Annotated in this window: 9 protein-coding genes; 6 read left to right on the plus strand and 3 right to left on the minus strand. The window is 45.5% G+C overall.

Annotated elements, in window-relative coordinates; all coding sequences use genetic code 11:
- Positions 1-393 precede the first annotated feature (393 nt).
- The 4 genes from hpf (at position 394) to RLO19_RS27540 (ending at position 3,659) form a co-directional block, all read left to right on the plus strand.
- Positions 394-1,041: a ribosome hibernation-promoting factor, HPF/YfiA family gene (hpf, locus tag RLO19_RS27525; RefSeq protein ID WP_446360553.1), complete on the plus strand. Its 648-nt coding sequence runs from the start codon at positions 394-396 to the stop codon at positions 1,039-1,041.
- Between the two features lie 87 nt (positions 1,042-1,128).
- Complete coding sequence (locus RLO19_RS27530) at positions 1,129-2,709, plus strand: ATP-binding protein (protein WP_446360554.1); 1,581 nt, start codon at positions 1,129-1,131, stop codon at positions 2,707-2,709.
- Positions 2,710-2,838: 129 nt separating this feature from the next.
- Positions 2,839-3,150 carry a carbon dioxide-concentrating mechanism protein CcmK gene (locus RLO19_RS27535; protein ID WP_446336083.1) on the plus strand — a complete coding sequence of 104 codons (312 nt, stop codon included), beginning with the start codon at positions 2,839-2,841 and terminating at the stop codon, positions 3,148-3,150.
- A gap of 149 nt (positions 3,151-3,299) precedes the next feature.
- Positions 3,300-3,659 carry a carbon dioxide-concentrating mechanism protein CcmK gene (locus RLO19_RS27540; RefSeq protein ID WP_446336082.1) on the plus strand — a complete coding sequence of 120 codons (360 nt, stop codon included), beginning with the start codon at positions 3,300-3,302 and terminating at the stop codon, positions 3,657-3,659.
- Positions 3,660-3,764: 105 nt separating this feature from the next.
- Here the strand turns inward: RLO19_RS27540 and RLO19_RS27545 are convergent, their stop codons facing one another.
- On the minus strand, positions 3,765-5,492 hold the full coding sequence (locus RLO19_RS27545; RefSeq protein WP_446360555.1) for a diflavin flavoprotein: 1,728 nt from the start codon (positions 5,490-5,492) through the stop codon (positions 3,765-3,767).
- A gap of 317 nt (positions 5,493-5,809) precedes the next feature.
- On the opposite strand from RLO19_RS27545, the gene RLO19_RS27550 reads away from it, so the two are divergent.
- Positions 5,810-6,397, plus strand: a complete 588-nt coding sequence (locus tag RLO19_RS27550; RefSeq protein WP_446360556.1) for a Uma2 family endonuclease — start codon at positions 5,810-5,812, stop codon at positions 6,395-6,397.
- Positions 6,398-6,554: 157 nt separating this feature from the next.
- On the opposite strand, the gene RLO19_RS27555 is transcribed toward RLO19_RS27550, so the two are convergent.
- Positions 6,555-7,490 carry an alpha/beta hydrolase gene (locus RLO19_RS27555; RefSeq protein WP_446360557.1) on the minus strand — a complete coding sequence of 312 codons (936 nt, stop codon included), beginning with the start codon at positions 7,488-7,490 and terminating at the stop codon, positions 6,555-6,557.
- A 47-nt stretch (positions 7,491-7,537) separates the two neighbouring features.
- On the opposite strand from RLO19_RS27555, the gene wecB reads away from it, so the two are divergent.
- Positions 7,538-8,656, plus strand: a complete 1,119-nt coding sequence (gene wecB / locus RLO19_RS27560; RefSeq protein ID WP_446360558.1) for a non-hydrolyzing UDP-N-acetylglucosamine 2-epimerase — start codon at positions 7,538-7,540, stop codon at positions 8,654-8,656.
- A gap of 85 nt (positions 8,657-8,741) precedes the next feature.
- Here the strand turns inward: wecB and RLO19_RS27565 are convergent, their stop codons facing one another.
- Positions 8,742-13,850, minus strand: coding sequence for a WD40 domain-containing protein (locus RLO19_RS27565; RefSeq protein WP_446360559.1), 5,109 nt, complete (start codon positions 13,848-13,850; stop codon positions 8,742-8,744).
- Positions 13,851-14,351: the final 501 nt, after the last annotated feature.

Below are 14,351 nucleotides of genomic sequence, written 5' to 3' on the forward strand. Positions count from 1 at the left end.
CTTGTATTTACATTACCACAATAGTAGAACGTTATCCGAATTATTTGACTGGCGAATTTATTCGCTACCTAGACGGTTCGCTCGGTTTCATCTCCCAGCTAAAGAGCGTGGGAGCCTTCACCCATCGCTTGAACGGTAACTCAACCTGCCCCCCTTGACTGTTCCAGACGTAGAATGGTACGTCTGGGCATTCCTTGTCCCCATTTTGTGCCATTTATACCTTATTCCTTGGTTAAGGAATATATCAGAGAACAAACTTACGTAAAGTATTGCTGCTTACATTCAGAAGTTATCCACACTCCGCCTTACAATAGAAGTATCCTCCAAGAGCAGCTAAGACCAGCCCTAGCTCTGCTCTATTACGACACAATACTACAGGACGGAGTAGTCAGTATGAAGCTTGTGATCCAGGGCAAGAACATTGAAATCACTGATGCAATTCGAGAATATGTTAATCAAAAGATAGAAAAAGCGGTCAATCACTTTCAGAATATGACGACTGAGGTAGACGTGCATCTCTCTGTTGCCCGTAATCCTCGGATCAGCACGAAGCAAACTGCCGAAGTTACCATATATGCCAATAAAACCGTAATTCGTGCCCAGGAGAGTAGCGAAGACTTGTATGCCAGTATCGATCTGGTGGCAGATAAGATTCAGCGTCAACTGCGTAAATACAAAGAAAGGCTGCAAAAGAAAACACAGGCACAACCGAAAACAGGCGCTGTTATTCATGAAGCACCTGTGGTTGAGGATTTAATTGGCGATCGCGCTCCCGAACTGCCCACAGAAGTCGTGCGGATGAAATATTTCGCCATGCCGCCAATGACCATTGAAGAAGCCTTGGAACAGCTTCAACTGGTCGATCACGACTTCTATATGTTCCGGAATGCGAAAACCGATGAGATTAACGTCATCTATGAACGAAATCACGGCGGATATGGTGTGCTTCAGCCTCGTAATGGTAATGGTCATACCAATAATAAAAATGGCAAGACTGCCCAGAATCTTGAGGTGGTAACCAATACATCAACAATTTCATAGCATCTGTTATCAAAGTTGGTGTCCTCTGTTGATCCTCCCCCGAGTGACAGACGGGGGATTCTTTTGAATATATAGAGGAATAGTGGTGTGGCAAGGGCAAAGATTCTAGTTGTCGAAGATGAAATTATTACTGCTCAAGCCATTGCCGGTCAACTCAAACGACTGAGTTACGACGTGGTGGATATCGCCAATTCTGGTACAGCCGCCCTCGCTAAAGTCGCTGAAACTCATCCGGATCTGGTGTTGATGGATATTGTTCTCAAACACCGAGAAATGGATGGAATTGAAGCCGCCGATCAAATTCGCAGCCAATTTAAAATACCCGTCATCTACCTGACGGCTCACTCCGAGGCGGCTACCTTGGCGCGTGCTAAAGTGACAGAGCCATTTGGCTATATTGTCAAGCCCTTTAATCAACGAGATTTAGGGATTACGATCGAAATCGCGCTTTATAAGCATCAAACCCAACAGCAGTTAATCGAACGCGAGGAATTTCTCTCGACGATTCTCGACTCAACCCATGATGCGGTAGTGGCAACGGATGCAATGGGCGGCATTACTTATATGAATCCTATCGCCCAAACAGTAACGGGTTGGTTGTCTACTGAAGCGATGGGCAAACCCATTACTGAAGTCGTGCAAATTCTCAATGAAGCCACGAATACAGTTGTGGAAAACCCAGTGATGCTACTGCTGCGGGGTGAACCTGTCTTGAATCAAGGACATAATCGCCTGTTAATTGCCAGAGATGGAACCAAGACGCCCATCGTAGATCATGTTTCCTTAATGCGCCCCAACGATGACCAGATCAAGGGTGCGGTTTTAGTCTTTTGCGATATCAGCGAACGTCGTCAAGCCCAAGCCCTAGAACTAGAACGGGTTAAACTGGCAACGGAAGTCGCCGAACGCCAAAAAGCCGAAGCCGAAATTCGCAAAGTCTTAATCGCTGAACAGGAATTGAGTGAACTGAAATCTCGGATTGTGGCAATGATTTCCCACGAATACCGCACACCCTTGGCAGTAATTTTAACCTCAACAGAACTCCTGAAACGGTACAGTGATCAGTTATCACAGGAGAAACAACAAACTTATTTAGACCGGATTCAAATGGGCGTCAAGCAGATGGCTCAGCTTGTGGAAGAGGTTCTCACGTTTAATAAAGCCCAAGCTGGGGAACTTCAGTTTAATCCCGAACCGTTGAATGTGGAAGACTTTTGTCTCCAATTGGTAGACGAACAGCGACTGATGGTCGGCGATCGCTATACTTTGACTTATAATGCTCAACTCTGGTCTGGTGAAGCGGAGTTAGATAAGCAGATGCTGCGACATATCGTCACCAATCTCCTCAGCAATGCGATTAAGTATTCTGCCAAAGGCACGACGGTTTCCTTGTCTCTACGCTATAAGGATGACAGCATTATCATTCAGGTTCAAGACCAAGGGATTGGTATTCCCGAATCGGAGCAACCTCGATTATTTTCCCCCTTTTTCCGTGCCAGCAATGTCAGTACAATTGCCGGCACGGGCATGGGACTGTCTATTGTTAAAAATTGTGTAGATTTGCATCAGGGGAAGATTGCGATCGCGACTCAGGTGGGCAAAGGGACAACGGTGACAGTCATCTTACCCGTCAACGCCAAACCGTCCTCTGGAAATCCAACCCCTTAAAATGTTTCAATTGATGAAGTTTTATTTCATCTAAAAAATAATCTATAATCTAATTTCGCCCAAATGGGTCATCAAGCCCCGTACAATAAGTTGGATACAGTCTTTTGAGGTGGAGGCAACAGAGCAATCATGCCAGCAGCAGTTGGGACGATTGAAGCGTTGGGGTTTCCAGGGATACTTGCCGCAGCAGACGCGATGGTCAAAGCTGGCGCTGTTACCCTGGTGAAGTTTGATCGCAATGAAAGTGGTCGCTTTATGGTCAGCGTTCGGGGCAAAATCTCCGAGGTCAGGGTGGCTGTAGATGCGGGTCTAGAAGCGGTGGAGAAAACCTATGGCGCCGAGATAACTGCTTACTACATCATTCCTAATCCCCACGAAAATGTTGACACCGTTCTACCGATTGAATATACCAGTCAAGTTGAACAGTTTCGTACATTTTAACTGATTAAGGAAAGGGTAAAAGTTTCAGTTGCTCTAGGTCTAGTGCGCGATAAGAATGCTAAAGACAAAGAGTATTTTCCTGAAAAAAACCCATAATTCGTAGAATAAGTTTTTGATTTAATAATTTCACTGATTAAGGAGATTAGGCAATGTCAATAGTAGCAGTTGGGTCAATTGAAACCAAAGGATTTCCCGGTATATTAGCCGCAGCAGATGCCATGGTGAAAGCGGGTCGAGTGACGATAGTCGGCTATATCCGCGTCGGTAGCGCTCGTTTTAATCTGAATATTCGTGGCGATGTTTCTGAGGTAAAAACTGCCATGGATGCGGGGATTGCCGCCGTTGAAAAAACCTATGGTGCAACCTTAGAATCGTGGGTGATTATTCCCCGTCCTCACGAAAATGTGGAGTGTGTTCTGCCGATTGCGTATACAGAAGAGGTTGAGCAGTACCGAGAAGCAGTTGAAAATCCATTAATCCAAGGTCGAGGAAACGGATTGCAACGTTAAAAAAATAGGGAAGGTAGGGTGTTATGTAGGGGCGGGCGGATGCAAGTTTTGCGCCCCTACGAGATCAGCGATCGCACCAATTAGTCAAAAACAAATGACAAATGACTAATAATGATTCCCCACCTTACGATGGTGCACCGCCGTCATCCCATCCGTCTGAGAAACCCGACCGGTAGAAACTGTGGCATAAATCGTCCAGTGATCGCCACAATCTAAGCGGCTTTTCACTTCACATTCCATATAGGCTAGGGCGTCGGCTAAAATCGGAGAACCATGGCTAGCAGAATAGGTTTTAATCCCATCAAAACGGTTCGCACCGGGCGGGAAGCGCTTGAGGAAATGCTTCATCAGTCCCTGGTAATTTCCAGCTTCTAGGACATTGAGAACAAAGTGATCGCCAACATACATTAACGACTCGATCGCCCGATCCTTTGCCACCGCCACAGATATACCCAGGGGTTTGAATGAAGCTTGCGTCACCCACGACGCTACCATAGCACTGCTGATATTCCCCTTTTTAGCCGTAATAACATACAATCCACTGCTGAGTCGCCCCAAGGCTTTATCCAAATCACTATCCAGGGACTTACTTTGCTTAATCGTGCGATCGCGTGATAACCATTGTCCTAAATCCGTTCCCGCTTCTTCACATAACTGATAAACCTGTTCATTAGGCGTATCTTTGACTAAAATCGGCGCAAACCCTGGCGTTAGTCCTAAATCCCGAAACTTATTCACCAACAGATAAGCTGATTCACTCTCAAGAGCCCCCGATTCAAATACACCAAAAGACTGCTTTGGATTTGTCGCCCCCAAAATTGTACCCATCGCAGTTTGGGCGATAGAGGCGACTTCTCCCGTCGTCGGTGGTGTACCCATCACCACCCCAGACGCAATACTCATCAATTCCTTAATCTCTTGCGGATCAGCCGATCGCACGTCCATCATATCCACCGCCACACCGGTTTTGGTAATTCCATGGGCAATGGCTTGGGAGAGGCGATCGCTATACCCGTAATCGGATATATAAAATACAGCAACAGTCGTGTCTGCTTTTGCCTGTTCCTCACTCCACCGACGGTAACGTCCAGTGAGTTCACTCAGGTTGTGATAAAGTAAGGGTCCATGACCTGTGGCAATAGTGGTAATTTCGGGTAACTTGTCCATCCGTTTCAGGGCGGATAGCACAGAACGGGCATTGGGACCCATTAAACAGTCATAGTAATATTTAAAATCTTCTTCGAGTAGGTCTAAGTCTTCATCAAACGTGTAATCATCACAATAGTGCATGCCAAAAGCATCACAGGTAAACAAAACCTGGGTTTTGGTATCATAGGTGAAAATCGTATCGGGCCAATGGAGATTGGGAGCAATTACGGCTTCGAGGATATGTCCATTTCCCAAATCAATGCGATCGCCATTTTTGACGATTTGCGATTGAAACGGCTGATTGACCCAATTGTCCAGAAATTGGATCGCCACTTTCGACCCCACAACGGTAATATTTGGGGCAAGTGCCAAAATATCTTTGACTAAGCCACTGTGATCCGGTTCCGTATGGCTGACGACTAGATAATCTAATCTAGCTGGGTCAATTAATCCCTTCAGAGTATCGAGATAGAGTTGGCGAAACTTTTCATGGGAGGTATCCACCAGCGCCGTTTTTTCACCCCGAATCAGGAATGAGTTGTACGTCGTGCCATTCTGTAAACCAAATTCTATATCAAAGCGATCGCGATCCCAATCTAGCGATCGGATTGCGGTGGTATCCGGGGCAATTTCGGTCGTCTGCATCGTCAACCGACGCTGAATTCCCTCTGCTACTGCTACCATCGGTCGTCTCCTTTCTTATATCAACTTCATTTACTCGGTCTTTCAATTATGTTTACATATCAATCCAGTTTTATGGATTTGAATTATTTATACAAAAGATTAAAACAGTATTCAGCAAGCCCTAAATAGACGAGGTGCGGTTCGGTCATGAGTTAGGCTCAATAAAGAGTATCGGGGAACCTCTCTCACCCTGTCCCGATTCAAGTGACGTTGAGAGAGATGGGCGATATCGCGGACTAGACCCGTTAGTCAAGATTGAGCATTATCACGTTTCGGCTGAGAAAATAATAGAGGTAGAGGAATAGCGGGTATCATTTATGCAATTACAGACACAAAAACGCTCTTACACGCCAGAAGAATACTTAGAACTAGAGGAGAAGGCTGAGTATAAGCATGAATATCGCGATGGGGACATTGTACCGATGACGGGTGGGACGACTAATCATAATGAAATTGCGTTGAATTTTGCCGCCAACTTAAAGTTTGGGTTAAGAGGGCAAAATTATCGGGTCTATATCGGCGATGTACGGTTATGGATACCTCGTTATCGTCAGTACACCTATCCTGATGTGATGGTTATTGAAGGAGAACCGATTTACACAGGAACGGCGACAACGACGGTGATGAATCCCTCGTTAATTGTTGAGGTATTATCCAAATCGACGAAAAATTATGATTTAGGCGATAAGTTTATTTACTATCGGTCGATTCCGGAGTTTAAGGAATATATTTTGATTGACCAAACCAAATATCATGTGATGCAGTATGCCAAAAATCCTAATAGTCAATGGTTATTAAGTGAGCAGGAATCAGCGGAGGCGGTTCTCGAATTAAGGTCAATCGAGTTTCAGATCAATGTAAGTGATATTTACGAAAACGTCAATTTTGCCGATAGTGAAGAATAAAAATGTAAAAGCGTCAAGTATCGTGGCGAAATGTCATGCTGAACAGAGCGACAGCGGAGTGAAGCATCTCGACCTAAGGAGTCGGACGTAATTATTAAATATCGTGGGAATAAATATAAATTAGTTGAATTAGAAAAGCCTGACAAAAATTGGGGAACTAAGCAATGGCGAACCGATGCTTGAGTGCGGCGGCGGCTTCAGCTAGCGCTTCTTGACCTTGATCTAGAACATTTGCCATGCCCACAAAGCCGTGAATTGTGCCATCATAGCGAGTCATTTTTACAGATACTCCGGCTTGTTGCAAGCGCATCCCATAAGCTTCTGCTTCATCTCGTAGAGGATCATATTCAGCGGTGATAATTAGCCCTGGGGGTAAGTGAGTCAAATTGTCTGCCAGGAGTGGTGAAGTGTGGGGATTTTGTCCGTCGGCTGCTGATGAGAGATAATGATGCCAAAACCAAACTAATAACTCTATGGTTAATAGGTAATCTTTGCCATTTTGCCGATGGGAGTCGGTGTCAAAACCGTACTGAGTCGCAGGATAGAATAACAGTTGATAGACTAGGGAGGGAAAGTTGCGATCGCGTGATATTAAGGCGACAACGGCGGCTAAGTTTCCCCCGGCGCTATCTCCGCCAACCGCAATACGTTCCGGATCACCTTGAAATGACGCCGCATTTTTAGCCACCCATTCTGTGGCGGTATACGCATCCTCTACGGCGGCGGGAAATTTATGTTCGGGTGCGAGACGGTAATCCACAGAAACGACAATACAACCGACTTGATTGGCTAACGTGCGACAAATACTATCCGCCGCCTCTAAGTTTCCGACAACCCAACCGCCACCGTGGAAAAATACCACAATAGGAAAGGGTGGGTTTCCGGCTGGTGTATAAATACGGATAGGAATGTCTATCTCAGAACTAGGAATGATACAATTTTTCACCGAGGCGACAGGTTCAGGTTTAGGGGAGAACTGATCTCCCATCGCTGCTTGTTCTCTCGCCTGTACGGGGTTCAGTTCATTGAGAGGAGGTAGTCCTAGTTCTTTAATTTGGTTTAATACTATCCGGGTTTGGGAATTAAGCGGCATAATTAATGACGAATGACGAATGACAAATGACAAATGACAAATGACAAATGACTTATAAACCAACAATCTGTATTACCTTAGGCACCCGTCCAGAGGCGATTAAACTAGCCCCGGTTATCCAACAGTTTCAAACCTGTGATCTGTTTAATACTCAGGTAATTTTGACGGGTCAGCATCGGGAAATGGTGGATCAGGTAATGCAGCTATTTAAACTAAAAGCTGACTGCAATTTAGAAATCATGCAAGTCAAGCAAACGCTGACAGATATTACCTGTCGAAGTTTGCGGGGATTGGAGGACTTATTTACCGAGATTAACCCGCAGTTGGTTATCGTACAAGGAGATACGACGACAGCATTTGCTGCTACTTTAGCAGCATTTTATCAAAAAATTCCTGTGGGTCATGTAGAAGCAGGGTTACGAACAGATGATTTGTTTAATCCTTATCCCGAAGAAGCCAATCGGCGGTTGATTTCTCAGTTAGCCCAACTGAATTTTGCACCAACAGCTAAGTCGGTGGAGAATCTGAAGACATCGGGGATTGTGGGCGAGATTCACCAGACGGGGAATACGGTGATTGATGCTTTACTGACAGTAGCAAAGCAGGAAACCCAATGTCCGGTTCCGGGATTAGATTGGAACAAGTATCGCGTTTTATTAGCTACGGTTCACCGTCGGGAAAACTGGGGTCAACCTCTAGAACATATTGCCCAAGCCTTTGTCCAACTTTTGGATATGTTTACGGATACGGCTTTACTCTTACCCCTCCATCGCAATCCTACAGTCAGAGAACCCCTGAAACAAATATTAGGCAATCATCCGCGAGTCTTTTTGAGTGAACCCTTAGATTATGGCAAATTAGTGGGCGCGATCGCACGCTGTTATTTGTTGCTGACGGATTCGGGTGGATTGCAGGAAGAAGCGCCCAGTTTAGGTAAACCGGTATTAGTTTTGCGCGAAACCACTGAACGAAAAGAAGCCATTACAGCAGGGACAGCGAAACTGGTGGGAACCAACCCCAGCCACATTGTCGCCGTAGCCAGTGAATTACTCCGGAATTCCAGGGCGTATCAGGATATGGCTACCGCCGTTAATCCCTTTGGTGATGGTTACGCCGCTCAACGGATTTTGGCAATTGTTAAACGTTATTTAGGGCTTGCTGAATAAGTATTGTCAGGCTAAACTTTTGGATTAGGGATTGAGAATTGGCAAAATTAAGGACTGTAGAAACATTGCAGGTAACGTCTGTTCCCTATCTCCCGGCACACAACGCCCGAAAATCCTGGGGATTGGCATCATTAATCCTTGGCGACTCTGAATTATTTTGTAAATAATCTTCTAACCAAGAACAACTGCGTCCAACTAAATCCGCTAAATCCAAATTCCACAGAATAACCGTCGTGTCTTGAGACGCTGATGCCAAAATCTTACCATCAGGACTGAAACTCACGCCAAACACGGCATCTTTATGACCGACAAAGGAATTAATTAAATGACCCGTGTGCCGACTCCACAGATTCACCGTTTTGTCATCACTCGCCGAGGCAATAAACTCCCCATCGGGACTAAATGTTACCCAATTAACTAATCCATTATGTCCCTTCAAAGAACGCAATAATTCACCCTCTCGATTCCATAAATTCACCGTTCTATCACTACTTGCTGAAGCAATCAACTCGCCATCGGGACTAAACGTTACCCAATTCACGGCATCCCTATGCCCCCTCAATGTTTTGATCAACCTGCCGTTACGACTCCAAAGTTTCACCGTTTTATCTTCAGAGGCTGATGCAATTAAAGACCCATCCGGACTAAATGTTACCCCCCACACTGTCCCCTGATGACCGATTAAAGTTTTATCCAATCTGCCATCAATTTGCCACAGTTTGACCGTTTGATCCGTGCTACTTGAGGCGAGTCGCTGACCATCGGGACTAAAATTAACACTGGTTACCCCATCTTGATGTCCTGACAAGGTTTTCTGCCAGGTTCCATCTTGATTCCAGAGTTTAATCGTGGTATCATCACTCCCTGTCGCTAGGGTCTTACCATTGTCAGAAAAACTGACACTATTGACCGGCTTTTGATGTGCCGCAATTGTTTTTAATAATTTGCCCTGGCGAGTCCAGAGTTTCACCGTATTATCCCAGCTAGCTGTAGCAATTCTCTCACCATTGGGGGAAAAACTGATACTGCTAATGGGTTGGCTATGTCCGGGAATTGGTTGCAACATTCCCCCCTCCACTTGCCAAAGTTTGATGGTATTATCGGCACTAGCAGACGCCAATATTTTGCCACTGGGACTGAATCCTAATCCGAGAATCGCCTTACCATGTCCCTGCAATGTGTCAATTAATCTGCCATCGGGATGCCATAGTTTAATGGTGTTATCCTCACTTCCAGAGGCTATTATCTGACCATCTGGACTATAGGCGACTGTAATTACAGCCTCTTGATGTCCGGATAGAGTGTTAAGTAATGTACCATCGGTTCGCCATAGTTTGATGGTTTTATCTGCACTAGCAGATAGGAGATATTCACCATCGGGACTAAAACTGATGTCGAGTACGGGTTGATTGTGGGCGGTTAAGGTTTTGAGTAACGTACCATCAGATTGCCACAGTTTAATCGTTTTATCACGACTGGCGGAAGCAATCAACTGACCATTGGCAGAAAAATTTACATCTAAAACCCAATGATTATGACCGGAAAGAGTCCTCAGCAGTGTCCCGTCGATATGCCAAAGTTTAATTGTATTATCCTCACTCGCCGAGACAATCCGTTGACCATCGGGACTAAAGCTGATACTGTGGACGCGATCGCGATGTCCGGTTAAGGTTCTTAATAATGTACCCTCTCGACTCCAGAGTTTAATTGTATTATCCTCACTAGCAGAAGCTAAGATTTGACCCTGGGGACTGAAGCGAACCGCATACACCCCCTCTTTATGTCCCAGCAAATCTTGTAGCAATTTCCCCTGCTGACTCCACAGTTTAATCGTTTTATCTTTAGACGCTGAAGCAATCAACTCACCATCGGGACTAAAACTAACGCTACTCACCCAATTACTATGTTCAGTTAAACGGTTGCGTTCTCTCACCCCATACACCACCTGTTGCAATGTAGAAATCACCCGCATCTTGGTTTCCTTTGTCACCCCCAGGGCTTGTTTTAATTCTTTGGCGGCTGATAAACTTTTTAGTAGGGCGTCAAATTTGCGGTTTGATGCGACTAAGGCTTCTGCTGAAGCATTCAAGGCAATTAATTGGGCGTTGGTTTCACTAAATACCGCTCGCCATACCAATCCTACCGCAATCACCGCCAGTGTCGCTAATGTCACGCCAACAATCCGGGCTTCTTGCAAACGGCGTCGTAGAACTTGATTTAATTTCTCCTCAGCTTGGTGTTGTTTCTCCACAGCAGCAGCATGTTTTTTCGTCGCCGCTGATAATTTAGACCGCAGGGTTTTTTCCCGAATCAGTTGTTGGATTTTATTTTGACTATCCTTATCTTTTTGACGCAGTTCTTCCAGTTCTTTTCGCAGAGTATTTTGTTCATTCTGACGAATAAATTCTACCAGGTAATCATGAACCAGTTGATAGCGATGGCTGGGGATTTCGGGGAGGAGGAAAACTAAGCCAGATTTCTCTAATATTTCTAAGATTAAATCTAGTTTCTGGATATCAAGATCCGATTCAATAACTAATTCGGCACGGGTTTTTAAGGGACGATTATTATTTTCATCGGTGAGGAGTTGCAAAACCAGCCAAGCCGCCTGTTCGTTTTCTACACCACAGTCTTTTAAGGCTTTTTCTAGGAAGCGTTCCGCCAGCTTTTCTACAGGACCCCGTTGTCGATATTGCGCCAGGGTGGTTATATTTTCTGCTTGCAACTGCGCCCCAACGACTTGCAATTCAATTGGACGGACTTCTCCCAGTTCTCGTGCTAAATCTCGGACTAATTCATCAATTAACGTGGATTCTAAGTAAAAATGAGCGCGTTCGGTTAGGCTTTGGATCACAGCCCGGGCGTCGGGAGGGGAAAAGTTGCCCAAAGGGTAGCGATTTTTTCGATCCAATATGTTATTTTCAATTACTTCTAGATCAAGTTTCTCAAATTCTAATAAGTAGTGTAAGAAGTCTTCCCGAATGGAAACAATAATTTTAACAAAGGACAGATCTAAACAGGTTTGGAAAAACTGATAAAATAAGCGGGTTTGCTGGGGAGAGGCATGTCCCAGAAAAAACTCTTCAAATTGGTCAAAGATTAATACTGTTAAGATATTACGATCGGCGTTATCGTGTAACTGGGCTTGTAACTGGTTGAGAATAAGTTCATCGGAACTATCGTCACCAATGGTTTGTGTGGCGGCAAATTGGTCAGATTGACGGGAGGTTAACCCAGACAGGGCGGTTCTCAAGTTTTTATTGAGTTCCTTAATCCAATCAGTATACACTTGCAGTACCACAGGTAACACTAAGCGATCGCCTAATGCTCTATGCTTGAGGGCAGGTACTAAGCCAGCGGAAACGATGGAACTCTTCCCGACTCCAGAGGGTCCATGAATCACCGTCAATTGGCAATCCGCACGGCTTAAACGTTCAATTAAACGCTGCACATCCTGTTGACGTCCGGATGCGGCAATTTCTTGGGCAACAATTTCTTGCTGTTCGACTGGGGTTAAGGTAGGATTAGTTACGGCTCGTCGAGGCTGGAGACGAGCCGCACCAATGAAGGCACGAAATCCATAGAGTTGTTCTACTGCCCCTTGTTCTTGCTTGATCTCAAAGGCTTCTAAGTAACGCTGTTGCTCAAAGTACAGCCGCCGCAAGCTTTCCAAAAGATATAGGTAACGCTGGGGTTCGTAATGATAATCGCTTTTGGCAATGGCATCGGGCAAATCTTGACTTGCCCGGTTTAGATGGTGGGTGGCTTCAGTTGATTGATGCAACTGATGATAGGATTTGACTAGGATGAGTTGATAGAGTTGGGTTAATAAATAGGGATGTAAGCCTTGATAATCTTGGGGTTGATTGGGGACAGATGCTAACTGGGAGAGGGCTTGCTGCGCCCAGTGATTGGCATCTCTCCACCGCCGTTTGACTAAGGCGACTTCTGCTAAAAAGCCATAATCTTGCGCTAGTTGGATAGGGGAACCGTAGCGTTGGTGTACCTGTAAGCATTGTTTGGCTACCTGTTGGAGGGAGTCCCATCCTTCTAAATGTTGCAACACTTCCGCCTGTTGGGTAATAAACTGCGCCACCAAATCCGGACGTTCCGCCCACTCAAACGCTTCAACCGCTTGCTGAAGATAGGGCCACGCTTCTTCCCAGTTGCGGTGTCGTTGCGCCCGATGTAAGTCAGCATTACGGCAATAACATAAGCCTAAATGAAATAGGAGGACGCCTTGACGTTCTAAATTATTGGTAATGCGCCAATACCGCAGGCTTTTTTGGTAACGGATAACTGCTGCATCAATATGATCATTGGCATAATCATATTGACCTAATACAAATTGCAGACTCGCTTCTAGTTCTGGGGTAATCGTTTCTTGGCGCTGTTGTAAGTCATGGAGGGCGCAATCGAGTTCGGCGCGGGAACGGCATCCTGTGGCTAAATTAAGATTGGCATGGTGGGTACAAATACGCCAGGGGGCATATCGCCCTGGAGTTCCTTTTAATACGGTTCTAAATAGGGAGTCTGCTTTGTGTTGCAGCAAATCGAGTAGTTCATCGGTGGCAATTTCAAACTTAATCGGAGTTGCTGCCCAACTGCTAAAATCGGGAGCAGAGCGAACGAGTTTGTGCAATACTTCGTCATTCACCCACAAGACTAAGGGGAAGGGTAAGCGTTTGCGAAATTCATCCCGCACTTGATTGGTGGAGGTGAGTAAGTCCTTTAGCGCTTCGACGGATTCGAGCCCGAGGATGATTAAGGCGGGAGGAGTGTTGAGTTCCACTGGAAGACGTTCCACCGGAACGTCTCTACAATCTTCCCGTCTTCCTGATTCCTCTATTGGGGCGGGTTTAGTTAAGTTATCTGTTGTTTCCGACAGGTTATCGGTAAAACCCCTCCCTACAACCCTGTTCCCAGACGCGCCCTGCTGATTCATCCCCACATAATTTTGAATTGTGGTGTAAAGGGTGGTGACGGATTCGGGAAGAACTAATTGCTGAATTTGGTATCGACCTTGAGCTCGTTCGTGCAGTTGGTGTAAGATACGTTTCTGTAAAAGCTTGTAATTACAGCGCACCAAGACGAGAGAGAACTCTCCCTGAGAAAATGCGATCGCGCGATCGAGGGCGTTCAATGAACTCTGGTTATAGTCGGTAACATTTTCCGGTTGTTTGGTTTCAATCATTGGCAAACGTGGTTCGGGGTTCGTCCAGCATGGGATTGATGGCAACTGGACGACAGGGTAAAACAGCAGTGAACTTGACTTTCTTCTTCTAGTGTGATACATCACGACCGGAACCAACAACGTCCGCTCTGATTGGTTATCTCAATATTTGATACCTTGGCTTTATAGTATTGAGGGTTGAGGCGCGATAAGGTTCCTTTGCTCAGGGTTGATGGTACACCCATCCTAGTGGCGCACACTAACCATCTGAGGGCGCAAGTAAAACCCGAATTAGTAAGGTGCGATCGCGCGTAGTTCCGAGTTTGTAGCTTGTAGTAAGGGCTTTAGCCCTAAAAACTTAGGTCGAAGAGAATTAACACCACTCGACCAGCTCACGTCTGCCTACTGGATTATAAACCTTAATGATTGGGATCAGGGCGGGTTTATTGAATTAAGGAGTTTCTCGCCACAGTTAACGTTAAAACCCGCCCCTACAAGTCAATTGGTTTTCTCGGTATCTGG

It is taken from the genome of Coleofasciculus sp. G2-EDA-02, from assembly GCF_040226375.1.
Classification (GTDB): Bacteria; Cyanobacteriota; Cyanobacteriia; order Cyanobacteriales; family Coleofasciculaceae; genus Coleofasciculus.